Below are 13,524 nucleotides of genomic sequence, written 5' to 3'. Positions count from 1 at the left end.
ACCCACGGTGCCATGGCCGCGAGACTGGCGCAAATCCCCTGGAGCTGCCCTCGATGAAACTGTATTACTTCCCACACGCCTGTTCCCTGGCACCGCATATCGTCCTGCGGGAATTGGCGCTGCCGTTCGAACTGGTGCGGGTGGATAACCAAGCGAAAACCACAGCCAATGGCGAAGACTTCCTGCAGATCAACCCCAAGGGCTATGTGGCGGCGCTGCAACTGGACAACGGCGAAGTGCTGACCGAAGCCGCTGCGATCCTGCAATACCTGGCCGACCTCAAACCCACCGCCGGCCTGGTCCCGGCCAATGGCAGCTGGGCGCGCGTGCGCTTGCAGGAATGGCTGAATTTTATTGCCACCGAGATTCACGGCGGGCTGGCGGTGTTCTTCAACGCGGCGATCCAGGGCGAGGTGCGGGCTATGTTCCAGGCCACGCTGTTCAAGCGGTTGGCGATTTTGGAGCAGACGTTGGAAGGCCAGGACTATCTGCTGGGTGCGCAGTATTCGGTGGCGGATGCGTATTTGTTTGTGGTGCTGCGCTGGGCGGCTTTCCACGATATTGACCTGGGCAAATGGCCGGCGTTGGCGGCGTTCCAACAACGGATCGGGCAGCGGCCAGCGGTGATTGCGGCATTGGCTGCCGAGAGCCAATAAGAGGCCACACCACCAACCACTGTGGGAGCGGGCAAGCCCGCTCCCACATAAGCCTTCATCCACAGTTGAGTTTTGTGGCTTTCAACTCAGAGCGCGGCGTTAACCTTGGCCGCCACCTCCGCTGGCACCCACTGCTGCCACACCTGTGGCTGTTCCTTGAGGAACGCCAAGGCTACTTGGCGCGGTGGGGTGCGCTTCTCGCTCATGTCCGCGAGGATGCCGTTGAGCAGATCAATCGGCAGGTCGACCTTTTCAAAGAAACTCACCAGCTGCGGATACTGCGCCTTGAACGGCGCCGACACGCCAATCGCCAGCTGCGCCGGCATTGAGCGGGTGCCGATGGGGTTGGGGTTTTTCGCGTCTGCGAGGGTCTTCCAGGCGTCGGCGTTGAACGCCGGTTCTTCCAGCTTGATCAGCTTGAAGCGCCCCAGCAGCGGCGTCGGCGACCAGTAGTAGAACAACACCGGCTTGCCGCGCCGGATCGACGAAGCCACTTCCGCATCCAGCGCCGCGCCGGAGCCGGTGCGGAAGTTGACGAAGCTGTCGGTGAGGCCGTATGCCTTGATCTTCTGGCTGTTGACGATCTCCGAGGTCCAGCCGGTGGGGCTGTTGAGGAAGCGCCCGCGGCTCGGGTCTTCGGGGTCGCGGAACACGTCCTTGTAGCGCGCCAGGTCGGCCACCGACTTAAGGTCCGGCGCCAGGGGCTTGATGCCGCGCGCCGCGTCGCCCTTGATCACGTATTCGGGCACCCACCAACCTTCGGTGGCGCCTTTGACCGTGTCACCGAGGCCGAACACCTTGCCTTCGCTTTCAGCCTTGACCCACGCCGGACTGCGCCCGGCCCATTCTTCGCCGATCACCTGGATATCGTCCTTGGCCAGGGCGGCTTCGAGGCTGACGGTGCTGCCGGGTAAGGTATCGGTGGGCAGGCCGTAGCCTTTTTCGACGATCAGGCGCAAGACTTCGGTGATCAGGCTGCCGCTTTCCCACGTGATATCGCCGAAGTGGATCGGGGCGGCGGCGTGTGTCGGCGGGGCCAATAGCGTCAGTGCGAGCAGCGAGCCACCCAGCAGGTTTTTCAGTCTTTTCATGCAGAACCTCGTGTTGATGATCGTTGGCGGGTGAAGACCCGGGCCATGTAGTCGCTCACCGAGCGCTGGGAAATGCCCAGCTCGACGGCGATTTGCGGGTAGGTCAGGCCATTGAGCCGGGATAGCAGGAAGGTCGCTTTGACCTTGGCCGGCAAGCCGCCGAGCATCTGGTCAATCGCTTGCAGCGCTTCGAGCGTTTGCGCCAAGTCTTCGGGGGACGGTGCTCTGCAGGTCTCGTCGTGGTCGAGGGCATCCAGGTAGGCGCGTTCCAGGTCACGGCGGCGCCACAGCTGGTACATCAGGCGCTGGGCGATGGTGGTGAGCAAGGCGCGGGGCTGGCGGATCGGCAGCCGGTCCGGCGACGTCAGCAGTTGGACGAACGTGTCGGCCGCAATGTCTTCGGCATGGGCGCGGGAATCGAGGTGGCGGTGCAGGCGGCCGCACAGCCAGTCGTAATGGCTGCGGAATAACCCGCCCACGTAATCGCTGTGAGAACTGTCGGCGCCGGACATAGTGGCTCCATCTGATTGGGTTGCACGTTATGTCCGGTGTTCCGGTGGGGCGATCCTAGCAAGGCTGCTTATTCTTTAATAATATTTAAAATTCATTCTTATATAACTGATCGTTCCCACGCTCTGCGTGGGAATGCAGCCCCTGACGCTCTGCATCTGCTCTTTGGCGCGTGACGCGGAGCGTCACAGGGGGCATTCCCACGCGGAGCGTGGGAATGATCATTTGAGTACTGAGTAGCCAGTGCTGGCGGCTTGCTGCTGGAAGTCCAGGAGCACTTGGTAGTCGTCTTCGCTGGCTGGCAGGACTTCCCGTACCCCGAGGGTTTCCGCGACCTGCGGCAAATCCTGCAACGCCAGGTTCATCGCCTCACGGATCCTTGCGGCCTGCGCATCGCTCAAGCCCAGCGGGCCGATATAGGGCAACGTCGGGCTCGGCGCGCTGCGGGTGACGAGGCGCAACCCTGCCACTTCGTCAGGGGCGAAACGCGAGAGGTAGTCGTAGGTGACGCTGTCGATGGCAGCGAGGTCGGCGCGGTTTTCCCGCAGCCAGCGCAAGCTCCCACGGTGGGCGCCGCTGATGGCGACGCTGGCAAAGAAACGGCCGTCGCGTTGCCAAGGGGCCAGGCGTTCGCGCAGCAGGTTCATGCCGCTGTTGGAGTCGTGGCCGTTGATCACGCCACGGCTGTTGTAGAAATCGGCCAAGGCGGTGCGCAGATTGTCGTCGCGGGTCAGCAGCAGGCTGCAATGTTCACCCTGGCTGCTGTGGGCGAGCTCATAACGGGGACGGCCAATGACGCGGACCTGGCCGCGCAGCTGGGTCATCAGCGGGTAGCCGCAGGTTTGGCTCACGAGCAGTTCGGGGGCGAGCCACAGGCTGCGCAGGTCCAGATGATCGGCGTTGCGACGTTTGAGACCCAGCCGTTCGAAGATACGCGCCAGCCACTCTTGGTTGGCGTGCTGGATTTGCTCGGGCGCCACATACATCAGCAACTCGGCGTAGTGCTCACTCATGCTTGTCTCTCATGCAAAAGGATGGCGCGGGCTGTCGATGGCCTTGAGGGCGTGGCGGCTGATCAACTGCCCGTAGCCCTGCACCAGGAAACCACCGCTGCGCGCCAGCCACTGCTCGCGGCGGGCACGGTAGACCGTGGGCAGAAAATACCAGGGCAGCTTCGGCAAGTCGTGGTGCACCAGGTGCAGGTTGTTATTGAGGAACAACCAGGACCAGGGCCAGGCCGCTTCGTTAAGCACGGTACGTTGCTCGGGTTGCGGGTGCGGGCGATGTTCATAGTAGGAACGGATCGACGCCAGGGACAGCGCCGGCACGCTGACCAGCAGCAGGTAATGCCACACCGACAGTGCGCTGTAGTGGGCGATGAAACCCAGCATCAACAGGGTGATGGCGCCATGGGCCAGCCACATCGGCCAGGCCTGGGGCAGGCGCTGCCATTCATGGCGCGCCAGGCGTGCTATCGCCAACGGCGCAGCCAAGAGGAAGCGCCCCAGTACCGTCTTGGTCAACCAATGGATGCCGCGTTCGAACAACGAGCTGTGGTCCCACTGCTGTTGGTTGAGGTAGCGGCTTTCCGGATCGATGCCCGGCAGGGTCAGGTCGCCGTCGTTATGGTGCAGCAGGTGGCTGTCGCGGTACAGGGTGTAGGGGTACCAGACGGCGAATGGCGCGTAACCGAGGAGTTTGTTGAGCAGCAGCGAACGGGTTGGATGGCCGTGGAGCAATTCGTGCTGCACCGACAACCACAGCGTCACCAGCGGGATCAGCAACAGCGTGCTCAGCCACACGCCCAGCCAATGGCTGCCAAGGATCACGGTAAACCAGCCGGCATACACGCCGACCAGCAGCAGCCAGGTCGGCCATTCGGTCTTGGCGGTGAAGCTTTGCGCCAGGGCTTGGATTTCCTGGCGGTGGATCGGGTCAAGGTAGTGGGCCATCGTCAGCTCAGAGCAGGTGTTTCCTGCTCTGTGCCGTGACGCGGGAAAATCTTGCAGATCATTTGGTTCTAAGCTTGGAACTCAATGGCCGAACAAGCCGCTCTCAGACTTCTTGGCTTTCTTGTCGGCGCGTTTTTCATCGGCGGTCTTTGCCGTTTTTTTCTTCGCGGCTTTCTTTGAATCCATACCTTTGGCCATGATGCATGCTCCACTGACAGTGAATGTAACAGTGGGTATACCACCTATTGCCCGGCAGAAGGCGCTTATAATCGCGCCCCCTTTCTCACGCCTCCTGAACACCATGCCCGAGTTGACCATCGATCTGCTGGCAGAGCCCCTGTGGCCGCTGCTGAACAAGTTTTATCGCAGCCACAATTCGTCGATGAAGGCGCTCAAGGGCGGGCGTTTGTGGGTCGCGCGCGATGGCGAGATCGTCGCCGGCTTGTGCCTGACGCCCGTCGTGGGCGGGCAATGGTTGACCGGGGTGTTTGTCGACCCGGCGTATCGTGGCCAGGGCTTGGCGGCGAAGTTGATTCTTCAAGCAGCCGCGGAAGGCGAAGGCACGCTGTGGCTGTTGTGCCATCCCGACCTGGAGGGGTTGTATCAGCGCATGGGTTTTACCCAGGACACGCTGCTGCCCCAATCCCTCAGCGAACGGCTGGTGCGCTACAAGCGCAACAAGCCGATGATCGCCATGGGCTTAGAACGTTTGGTGAGGTCGACCTCGGATAATGTGTGATCGACCGATAGCGGGCCCATGCTAGCCTCGGCGGCACAGTGGCCCACTTTTCGGATGATCATGAAAACGACGTTTGCAGCGCTGTCCCTTACCGCCCTCCTCTTCCCGACTTTCAGCCAGGCCGCCGACGCGCCCATCAGCGCCCAGCAGTACGCCAGCGTGCTCGCCGGCAGTTGGCGCGACCCGGCCAACAGCGCCCGCGATGGTTATCGCCACCCGCAGCAGACCCTGGCGCTTTTCGGCCTGGGCGCCAAACAGACGGTGATCGAAATCACCCCCGGCGGCGGTTGGTACAGCGAACTGCTGGCGCCATTACTCAAGGACCACGGGCACTACATCGCCGCCGTACAGGCCGCGAGCAGCAGTACCTACGCGCGTACATCCGAAGAAAACCTGAAGAAGAAGTTCGCGGCGGACCCGGCGCGGTATGGCAAGGCACAGGTGGTCGAGTTCGAGCCCAAGGCGCCGGTGTTTGGCCAGCCGAGTTCGGCGGATGCGGTGCTGACCTTTCGCAACGTGCACAACTGGGTAGAAGCAGGCACCGCGCCGGCCACGTTCAGTGCGTTTTATGCCGTGTTGAAACCGGGTGGCGTGCTGGGGGTGGAGGATCACCGGGCCAAGGACGGGGCGGATCTTGCGGCGATCAAGGACACGGGTTACCTGACCACGGCCCAGGTGGTGAAACTGGCCACCGATGCCGGGTTCAAGCTGGCGGCGCAGAGTGAAGTGAACGCCAACCCGAAGGACACCAAGGATTACCCGGCAGGGGTGTGGACGTTGCCACCGACGTTGCGGCTGGGGGAGCAGGATAAGGCGAAGTATGTGGCGATTGGCGAGTCGGATCGGATGACGTTGCGGTTCGTCAAACCCACCCAATAACCCGACTTGAAATGCCTTTCAAATGTGGGAGCTGGCTTGCCTGCGATAGCGGTGCAACAGTCACAGCAAGGGTGACTGACCCACCGCTATCGCAGGCAAGCCAGCTCCCACAGTTTTGATCCCAGTGAATCTGGAAATCAGTCGTCGGCAGTGGGGTCCATGTCCGGAAACATCACTTCGATATAGCCGAACTTAGTGAAATCGGTGATCCGCGACGGGTACAACCGCCCGATCAAGTGATCGCACTCATGCTGCACCACCCGCGCATGGAAACCCTCGGCAATCCGTACGATCGGCTCGCCCTTGGGGTCGAAACCTTCGTAGCGGATTTGCTGATACCGGTCCACCGCCCCGCGCAAACCAGGCACGGACAGGCAACCCTCAAAGCCCTCTTCCAGCACCGGACTCAACGGCGTGATCAGCGGGTTGATCAGGATGGTCTGCGGCACCGGCGGCGCGTCCGGGTAGCGTTCGCTGGCCTCGAAACCAAAGATCACCAGTTGCAGGTCAACGCCGATCTGCGGCGCGGCCAGGCCAACACCGCCTACGTGTTCCATGGTCTGGAACATGTCATCGATCAATTGCCACAGCTCGGGGCTGTCGAACATTTCCGGGGGCACCGGTGGCGCGATACGCAGCAGGCGCTCGTCACCCATTTTCAGGATTTCACGGATCATCGATCAGACTTCATCAGTGGTTGGCTTGGAGTGGTCCCGGCCGAGGCCCGAGACATGTTGTTTTTCCTGCGGCGGCTCATCGAAATCCTTGGCACCCGGCGCCTTGCCTTCGGCCGACATGTGTTCGATCACCGCATTCATTTCCGCCCCCAGCAGCAACACGGCGGCGGAAATATAGAAGTACAGCAGCAACACAATGATCGCACCGATACTGCCATACATGGCGTTGTAGTCGGCGAAGGTTTTCACGTAGTAGCCAAAGCCCAGGGACGCGACGATCCACACCACCACCGCCAACACGGAGCCCGGGGTGATAAAGCGGAATTTCTGCTTCACGTCGGGCATCACGTAGTACATGAGGGCCACCGCGAACATCAGCAGGATAACGATCAGCGGCCAACGCAGGATGGTCCACAGGGTAACCACGAATTCTTGCATGCCGATCTGCCCGGCGACCCATTCCATCACTTGCGGGCCAAGCACCATCAGTGCGGCGGCGGCCAGCAGCATGCCGGCAATGCCGACGGTGTAGAAGATCGACAGCGGAAAGCGCTTCCAGATCGGCCGGCCTTCGACCACGTCATAGGCGGCGTTCATCGCGCTCATCATCAGGCGCACGCCGGCCGATGCGGTCCACAGGGCAATCACGATACCCACCGAGAGCAGGCCGCCCTTGGATTGCTGCAACTGGTCGATCACCGGGTTGACCTGCTCCAGGGCCTGGGGCGGCAACACCAGTTCCGACTGCAAGCGCAGCCAGGAGAAAAAGTCAGGCAGGTGCAGGAAACCAATCAGGGCGATGAGGAACAGCAGGAAGGGAAACAGCGAAAACAGCATCTGGTAGGCCAACGCCGAGGCGTAGGTGGGCATCTCGTCATCGACAAACTCTTTGACGGTGCGCATCAGTACTTTGTGGAGCTTGAGGCCGTTGAGGACCGGAAAAATCATAGCGTCTCCTTTCGCCGCAAAAAATTGAGTTCAAGGGCGACTCAGGGGCCGTTTTCTACATCAAGGTAGCTTATTTGGCGACCTTGAAACAATTTCGAAACTTTAACTGCATCCGGTGACATAAAAACGGCCATCCGTGGATGGCCGCTTTCCCTGCTCAAGTACCCGCCTATTTGACGGCTTTCTTGACGGCGTCCTTGGTGTCGCCAATGGCTTTTTCGACCTGGCCTTTCTTTTCCTGCACCACGCCTTCAGCGTGCAGTTTGTCGTTGCCGGTGACTTTGCCGATGCCTTGCTTGATGTTGCCAATGGCTTCGTCTTTCAAACCTTTTGCCTTATCCGCTGTGCTGCCCATGGTATTTCTCCAGAAGAACAATCAAGGGTTTTGGTCATTACCTACAGATTGACCCGGCGCTGTCCGGCAGAGTTTCAATTATTTTTCGATGGGCATTTCATCGCCAGGCGCAGGTTTGGCTTTATGTTTTGCGGCCAACCCACGAGAATGCCCGGCACATTCAGGCTATAACGCTGAATAACAGATCCCGTAGGAAGGTTATGAAACTCAATAAAGCACAGGCCATCGCCCGCAGAAACACCGAACTGGGCGGTGCCGTACTCGGCGTCAACAACTGCCACTTCACCGACCTGGACAGCAAGCGCAACATCTGGTGGTTCGACCTGCCCGTGGTGCGTATTGGCGTGGGCCAGTACGAGTGGATCCACCTGTTGATGCACAACGCCGAGACCGACCAGTTGCTGCACCTGAAGGTGCCGACTGTGTTCCTGCGTGAGCACATCGAAGGGCTGGTGGTGCGTAATGCGAACAAGCGCAAGCCGGAGATCACCCTGGAGCTGAGCGCGGACAAGGATTCGTTCTTGAAGGATGTGCGGCCGGCGGGTGCGGGCATCAGCTTCGCGCAGTTTGCCCTGTAAAAACCGAATCGAAATGTGGGAGCGGGCTTGCTCGCGAATACGGAGTGTCAGTCGCAGATGCTTTGACTGATCCACCGCCTTCGCGAGCAAGCCCGCTCCCACACAAGCCAGCTCCCACATGGGATTGCATTTCAAGGCAAGCCAGTCGGCCGGCATTAAAAAACCCCGCATTCGCGGGGTTTTTTATTGGGTTACTTCTTCAGGCCCAGCTTCTTCAGCTCTTCATCACGCAACTCACGACGCAGGATCTTGCCCACGTTGGTCGTCGGCAAGGCATCGCGGAATTCCACGAGCTTGGGCACCTTGTAAGCGGTGACGTTGGCACGCATGTGCTCCATCACCTGGTCCTTGGTCAAGGTGGCACCCGGCTTGACCACGATGAAGATCTTGATGATCTCACCGGACTTCTCGTCCGGCACACCGATGGCCGCGCATTGCAGCACGCCCGGCAGGCCGGCCAGCACGTCTTCCAGCTCATTGGGGTACACGTTGAAGCCCGACACCAGGATCATGTCCTTCTTGCGGTCGACAATGCGCATGTAGCCATCCGGCTGGATGATCGCGATGTCGCCGGTCTTCAACCAACCTTCGCTGTCGAGCATCTCGGCGGTGGCGTCTTCACGCTGCCAATAGCCCTTCATCACTTGTGGCCCCTTCACGCACAGCTCGCCGGTTTCGCCCAGCGGCAGCTCGGTGCCGTCATCGGCGATGACTTTGCACACGGTGGACGGCACGGGAATGCCGATGGTGCCGACCTGGATATGCTGGATCGGGTTCACGGTCGCCACGGGGCTGGTTTCGGTCATGCCGTAGCCTTCGCAGATGCCACAGCCGGTCACGTCCTTCCAACGCTCGGCGGCTGCCAATTGCAGGGCCATGCCGCCCGACAGGGTGACTTTCAGCGCAGAGAAATCCAGCTTGCGGAACGCCTCGTTGTTGCACAGTGCCACGAACAGCGTGTTCAGGCCGACAAAGCCGCTGAACTTCCACTTCGACAGTTCCTTGACCATCGCCGGCAGGTCGCGCGGGTTGCTGATCAGGATGTTGTGGTTGCCGATCAGCATCATCGCCATGCAATGAAAGGTGAACGCATAGATGTGGTACAGCGGCAGCGGCGTGATCAGGATCTCGCAGCCTTCATTGAGGTTGGAGCCCATCAGCGCCTTGCATTGCAGCATGTTGGCGACCAGGTTGCGGTGGGTGAGCATCGCGCCCTTGGCCACGCCGGTGGTACCACCGGTGTATTGCAGCACCGCGACATCGCCGCTCGCCGGGCTGGCATCGCTGACCGGTTGGCCGTGCCCCTTGGCCAGCACGTCGTTGAACTTGATCGCGTTGGGCAGGTGATAGGCCGGGACCATCTTCTTCACGTACTTGATCACGCTGTTGATCAGCAAGCGCTTGAGCGGCGGCAACAGGTCGGCGACTTCGGTGACGATGATGTGCTTGACGGCGGTCTTGGGCACGACTTTTTCTGCCAGGTGCGCCATGTTGGCCAGGCAGACCAGGGCCTTGGCACCGGAGTCGTTGAATTGGTGTTCCATTTCCCGCGCGGTGTACAGCGGGTTGGTGTTGACCACGATCAGGCCAGCCCGGATGGCACCGAACACGGCGACCGGGTATTGCAGGACGTTGGGCAACTGCACGGCGATGCGGTCGCCGGGCTTCAAGTCGGTATGCTGTTGCAGGTACGCGGCAAACGCGCCGGACAGTTCGTACAATTCACCATAGGTGATTGTCTTGCCCAGGTTGCTGAAAGCCGGTTTGTTGGCGAAGCGCTGGCAGGACTGTTTCAGTACCGCCTGAATATTTGGATACTCGTCTGGATTGATCTCTGGAGCAATCCCGGCGGGGTACTTATCCTTCCAAAAGTCTTCGTTCATGGAAGCCCACTCCTCAGCGACGCGAATTCATCATCGCATTTGATGCGATTATTATTGGTGTATGTTTTTTTAGGTGAATCTGGCGCTTTCAAGCAGGCCGAGACGTCACAAAGCGCGCCGAGAGTAGCAGCTTTGCCAAGGGCCGCCTAGAGCCAAACGCGGGCCCCACAGTCATATTCGCGACTGTCCTACAATATTTGGTCACACTATAAACAACCCCGAAACAACATCGCAAAAGGCTCTGGAATAGGCTCTTCAGGGCAACAAAAGACAAATGTGGGAGCGGGCTTGCTCGCGAATGCGGTGTATCAGTCAACCTATCTGGTGACTGACACTCAGCATTCGCGAGCAAGCCCGCTCCCACACTTTTGATTGCATTTCAATTCAAGGTCAGGCGATGTCGCGAAGCTCACGCCGCAAGATTTTCCCTACAGGCGTCATCGGCAACGACTCACGCAACACAATATGCTTGGGCACTTTGTAGCCCGTGAAGTTGGTCTTGCAGTACGCCTTCAATTCCTCAAGGCTCACGCCCTGGGCGCGCGCGACCACGAACAGCTTCACCGCCTCCCCCGTGCGCTCGTCCGGCACGCCGATCACCGCACAGTTGGCCACCGCCGGGTGCGCCATCACCACGTCTTCGATCTCGTTGGGGTACACGTTGAAGCCCGAGACGATGATCAGGTCTTTCTTGCGGTCGACAATGCGGATAAACCCGTCCTCATCGATCACCGCAATATCGCCAGTCTTGAGCCAGCCCTCAGCGTCCAGCGTGTCGGCAGTGGCGGCCTGTTGCTGCCAATAGCCCTTCATCACTTGCGGGCCCTTGATACACAGTTCGCCACGTTCGCCCAATGGCAATTCAACGCCGTTGTCATCGATTACCTTCATCGCTGTATTTGGCACCGGGATGCCCACAGTGCCCAGGCGCGATTTATTGCCGTAGGGGTTGGTGCTGGCCACCGGTGAGGTTTCCGTCAGACCGTAGCCTTCGCCAATGGCGCAACCGGTGAGTTGCTCCCAGCGTTCGGCGGTAGCCTTGATCAGCGCGGTGCCGCCGGAGTTGGTGAGCTTGAGATGAGAAAAGTCCAGGGTCTTGAAATCGGGGTGGTCCATCAATGCCACAAACAACGTGTTCAAGCCAAGCAGCCCAGTGAACCGCCACTTTTTCAGCTCCTTGATAAAGCCACCGATGTCCCGTGGATTGGTGATCAGCACGTTGTGATTACCGGAAACCATCATGCACATGCAATTCGCGGTGAATGCATAGATGTGGTACAGCGGCAGCGGCGCAATCATCACCTCCTGCCCTTCCTTGATCAGCGGATGGCCGTCCTCGCCAGTCTGGGACATGCAGGCGCGTACCTGCTGCATATTCGCCACCAGGTTGCCGTGGGTGAGCATCGCGCCCTTGGCCAAACCGGTGGTGCCGCCGGTGTATTGCAGCACGGCAATATCATCCAACGTCACCGGATGGCGGGTCACGCCCAGGCCTGCGCCCATGCGCAAGGCGCGCTTGAACGAAACGGCCCGCGGCAGGCTGTAGGCCGGGACCATCTTCTTCACCTTGTCCACCACGGTGTTGATCAGCCAGCCTTTGGCGGCGGGCATGAAGTCGCCCATCTTGGCTTCGATCAGGTAGTCGATCTCGGTGTCGCCGCACACCTCCTGCACCCGCGAACCGAACAGGTTGAGGTACACCAGCGCCCGCACACCGGCGTCCTTGAACTGGTGGCGCATTTCGCGCGGGGTATACAGCGGGTTGGTGTTGACCACGATCAGCCCGGCGCGCAAGGCACCGAACACGGCAATCGGATAATGCAGCACGTTGGGCATCTGTACCGCAATGCGCTCGCCCGGCTTGAGGTCGGTGTGCTGTTGCAGGTAGCCGGCGAACGCCGCGCTCTGGCGCTCCAGCTCGGCATACGTGAGGGTGATGCCCATGTTGCTGAACGCCGGACGGTCGGCAAAGGCCTTGCAGGAACGTTCGAAGACTTCGATTACCGACTTGTAGGCCGTGAGGTCGATGTCATTGGGGACGCCTGCGGCGCGTTTGTCATTCCAGAAATCAGGTTGCATTATTCTTGTCCTCTTACCTGAGTGTGTCCGGCCGCTTTTGCAGTGCTATATAAAGCGGAGCTTGGGGGACGTTAGCAGTTATGGCCAAACTGGCAAATACGCCAAACCGTGTCATTGATTGTATGAATCTCGCCTCTGATGCGTAGGCAGATACCCCGCCCCTCAACGGATGAGCTATACACTGCATCGACCCCGAGCAAAGGAAGCGCCATGAACCACAGCACCTTCTGGCTGACCGCGAATGACCGCAGCCGCCTGTACGTCAATCAATGGCTGCCGGAAGGCCGTGCCAAGGCGATGATCATGCTGTCCCACGGCATGGCCGAGCACAGCGGGCGTTATGCACGCCTGGCGGGCGCCTTGTGCGCAGCGGGCTACGGCCTGTATGCGCTGGACCAGCGCGGCCACGGCCGCACCGCCGACGAAGGCACCCTGGGCCTGTACGCCGAAAAAGATGGCTGGAACAAGGTGGTGGGCGATCTCGCCAGCCTCAACCAGCACATCGGCCAGCAGCAGCCGGGCCTGCCGATCATCCTGTTGGGGCACAGCATGGGCAGCTATATCGCCCAGGCCTACCTGCTGCACCACAGTGCCAGCCTGGACGGGGCGATTCTCAGTGGTTCAAATTTCCAGCCGGTGGCGCTGTACCGTGCCGCACGGCTGATCGCGCGGATCGAGCGCGCGCGCCAGGGCTTGCGTGGGCGCAGTGCGTTGATCGAGTTCCTGTCGTTCGGTTCATTCAACAAAGCGTTCAAACCCAACCGCACCGCTTTCGACTGGCTCAGCCGCGACCCGGATGAGGTGGACAAGTACATCAACGACCCACTCTGCGGTTTCCGCTGCACCAACCAGCTGTGGATCGACCTGCTCGGTGGGTTGCAGCAGATCAGCAAAGCGTCCAATCTCGCGCAGATCGATCCGGGCCTGCCGATCCTGGTGACCGGCGGCGAATGTGATCCGGTGAGTGAGGGCAAGCGTCTCACAGGCCTGGCCAACGCCCTGCGCGAGGCCGGCTGCCAGCAGCTACAACTGACGATCTACCCGCAGGCGCGCCATGAAGTGTTCAACGAAACCAACCGCGAGGAAGTCACCGCGGATGTGCTGACGTGGCTCGACCAGGCCCTGACCCTGCACAGGCCGGCCCGCTGCGAGTAATTTTTGCTTTAAAATCAGCCGA

General features: G+C 60.4%; 14 protein-coding genes. 5 read left to right on the top strand and 9 right to left on the bottom strand.

The genetic code is table 11. The features are described 5' to 3' along the window. Nucleotides 1–53: 53 nt before the first annotated feature. Nucleotides 54–656 carry a glutathione transferase GstA gene (gene gstA, locus ACZRMO_RS16510; protein ID WP_463973499.1) on the top strand — a complete coding sequence of 201 codons (603 nt, stop codon included), beginning with the start codon at nt 54–56 and terminating at the stop codon, nt 654–656. Between the two features lie 86 nt (nt 657–742). On the opposite strand, the gene ACZRMO_RS16505 is transcribed toward gstA, so the two are convergent. The 4 genes from ACZRMO_RS16505 to ACZRMO_RS16490 form a co-directional block, all read right to left on the bottom strand. Further along, nucleotides 743–1,747, bottom strand: coding sequence for an ABC transporter substrate-binding protein (locus ACZRMO_RS16505; protein WP_463973498.1), 1,005 nt, complete (start codon nt 1,745–1,747; stop codon nt 743–745). Continuing rightward, the gene (locus tag ACZRMO_RS16500; protein ID WP_463973497.1) at nt 1,744–2,259 is read right to left on the bottom strand and encodes a sigma-70 family RNA polymerase sigma factor; all 516 of its coding nucleotides are present in this window, start codon (nt 2,257–2,259) and stop codon (nt 1,744–1,746) included. Before ACZRMO_RS16500 ends, ACZRMO_RS16505 begins: the two co-directional genes overlap by 4 nt. A 219-nt stretch (nt 2,260–2,478) precedes the next feature. Beyond that, complete coding sequence (locus tag ACZRMO_RS16495; RefSeq protein WP_463973496.1) at nt 2,479–3,270, bottom strand: phosphate/phosphite/phosphonate ABC transporter substrate-binding protein; 792 nt, start codon at nt 3,268–3,270, stop codon at nt 2,479–2,481. A 9-nt stretch (nt 3,271–3,279) separates the two neighbouring features. Next, nucleotides 3,280–4,209 (bottom strand): fatty acid desaturase, encoded by a 930-nt coding sequence (locus ACZRMO_RS16490; protein ID WP_463973495.1) that lies wholly within the window; start codon nt 4,207–4,209, stop codon nt 3,280–3,282. Between the two features lie 301 nt (nt 4,210–4,510). Here ACZRMO_RS16490 and ACZRMO_RS16485 point away from each other — a divergent pair, with 301 nt between their 5' ends. Beyond that, a complete protein-coding gene (locus ACZRMO_RS16485; RefSeq protein ID WP_463973494.1) occupies nt 4,511–4,948 on the top strand; it encodes a GNAT family N-acetyltransferase in 438 nt (145 codons plus the stop codon). Between the two features lie 60 nt (nt 4,949–5,008). Then, nucleotides 5,009–5,827, top strand: a complete 819-nt coding sequence (locus ACZRMO_RS16480) for a class I SAM-dependent methyltransferase (protein WP_463973493.1) — start codon at nt 5,009–5,011, stop codon at nt 5,825–5,827. A gap of 137 nt (nt 5,828–5,964) precedes the next feature. Here the strand turns inward: ACZRMO_RS16480 and def are convergent, their stop codons facing one another. The 3 genes from def to ACZRMO_RS16465 all read right to left on the bottom strand — a co-directional run bounded on the left by def (nt 5,965) and on the right by ACZRMO_RS16465 (nt 7,807). Continuing rightward, entirely contained in the window at nt 5,965–6,504 is a 540-nt protein-coding gene (gene def, locus ACZRMO_RS16475) for a peptide deformylase (protein ID WP_463973492.1), read from the bottom strand. A gap of 3 nt (nt 6,505–6,507) precedes the next feature. Beyond that, nucleotides 6,508–7,452, bottom strand: coding sequence for a YihY/virulence factor BrkB family protein (locus ACZRMO_RS16470; protein ID WP_463973491.1), 945 nt, complete (start codon nt 7,450–7,452; stop codon nt 6,508–6,510). A gap of 169 nt (nt 7,453–7,621) precedes the next feature. After that, nucleotides 7,622–7,807 carry a CsbD family protein gene (locus tag ACZRMO_RS16465; protein WP_463973490.1) on the bottom strand — a complete coding sequence of 62 codons (186 nt, stop codon included), beginning with the start codon at nt 7,805–7,807 and terminating at the stop codon, nt 7,622–7,624. A 200-nt stretch (nt 7,808–8,007) separates the two neighbouring features. Here ACZRMO_RS16465 and ACZRMO_RS16460 point away from each other — a divergent pair, with 200 nt between their 5' ends. Continuing rightward, nucleotides 8,008–8,385: a hypothetical protein gene (locus ACZRMO_RS16460; protein ID WP_448183399.1), complete on the top strand. Its 378-nt coding sequence runs from the start codon at nt 8,008–8,010 to the stop codon at nt 8,383–8,385. Nucleotides 8,386–8,576: 191 nt separating this feature from the next. On the opposite strand, the gene fadD1 is transcribed toward ACZRMO_RS16460, so the two are convergent. Next, nucleotides 8,577–10,268, bottom strand: coding sequence for a long-chain-fatty-acid--CoA ligase FadD1 (fadD1, locus tag ACZRMO_RS16455; protein ID WP_463973489.1), 1,692 nt, complete (start codon nt 10,266–10,268; stop codon nt 8,577–8,579). A gap of 390 nt (nt 10,269–10,658) precedes the next feature. Continuing rightward, complete coding sequence (gene fadD2, locus ACZRMO_RS16450; RefSeq protein WP_463973488.1) at nt 10,659–12,347, bottom strand: long-chain-fatty-acid--CoA ligase FadD2; 1,689 nt, start codon at nt 12,345–12,347, stop codon at nt 10,659–10,661. 210 nt (nt 12,348–12,557) lie between these two features. Here fadD2 and ACZRMO_RS16445 point away from each other — a divergent pair, with 210 nt between their 5' ends. Further along, on the top strand, nt 12,558–13,502 hold the full coding sequence (locus ACZRMO_RS16445) for an alpha/beta hydrolase (protein ID WP_463973487.1): 945 nt from the start codon (nt 12,558–12,560) through the stop codon (nt 13,500–13,502). Nucleotides 13,503–13,524 lie beyond the last annotated feature (22 nt).

The organism is Pseudomonas sp. B611 (assembly GCF_055407965.1).
The sequence above is the reverse complement of the archived record's forward strand: the minus strand, read 5'-3'. Positions and strand labels throughout refer to the sequence as shown.

Bases quoted from the DNA above. Each gene is read 5' to 3' on its own strand.
- ACZRMO_RS16495 (WP_463973496.1), bottom strand. From the start codon at position 3,270: ATGAGTGAGCACTACGCCGAGTTGCTGATGTATGTGGCGCCCGAGCAA.
- ACZRMO_RS16490 (WP_463973495.1), bottom strand. From the start codon at position 4,209: ATGGCCCACTACCTTGACCCGATCCACCGCCAGGAAATCCAAGCCCTG.
- ACZRMO_RS16460 (WP_448183399.1), top strand. From the start codon at position 8,008: ATGAAACTCAATAAAGCACAGGCCATCGCCCGCAGAAACACCGAACTG.
- ACZRMO_RS16500 (WP_463973497.1), bottom strand. From the start codon at position 2,259: ATGTCCGGCGCCGACAGTTCTCACAGCGATTACGTGGGCGGGTTATTC.
- ACZRMO_RS16445 (WP_463973487.1), top strand. From the start codon at position 12,558: ATGAACCACAGCACCTTCTGGCTGACCGCGAATGACCGCAGCCGCCTG.
- ACZRMO_RS16470 (WP_463973491.1), bottom strand. From the start codon at position 7,452: ATGATTTTTCCGGTCCTCAACGGCCTCAAGCTCCACAAAGTACTGATG.
- ACZRMO_RS16465 (WP_463973490.1), bottom strand. From the start codon at position 7,807: ATGGGCAGCACAGCGGATAAGGCAAAAGGTTTGAAAGACGAAGCCATT.
- ACZRMO_RS16485 (WP_463973494.1), top strand. From the start codon at position 4,511: ATGCCCGAGTTGACCATCGATCTGCTGGCAGAGCCCCTGTGGCCGCTG.
- fadD2 (WP_463973488.1), bottom strand. From the start codon at position 12,347: ATGCAACCTGATTTCTGGAATGACAAACGCGCCGCAGGCGTCCCCAAT.
- gstA (WP_463973499.1), top strand. From the start codon at position 54: ATGAAACTGTATTACTTCCCACACGCCTGTTCCCTGGCACCGCATATC.
- ACZRMO_RS16480 (WP_463973493.1), top strand. From the start codon at position 5,009: ATGAAAACGACGTTTGCAGCGCTGTCCCTTACCGCCCTCCTCTTCCCG.
- fadD1 (WP_463973489.1), bottom strand. From the start codon at position 10,268: ATGAACGAAGACTTTTGGAAGGATAAGTACCCCGCCGGGATTGCTCCA.
- ACZRMO_RS16505 (WP_463973498.1), bottom strand. From the start codon at position 1,747: ATGAAAAGACTGAAAAACCTGCTGGGTGGCTCGCTGCTCGCACTGACG.
- def (WP_463973492.1), bottom strand. From the start codon at position 6,504: ATGATCCGTGAAATCCTGAAAATGGGTGACGAGCGCCTGCTGCGTATC.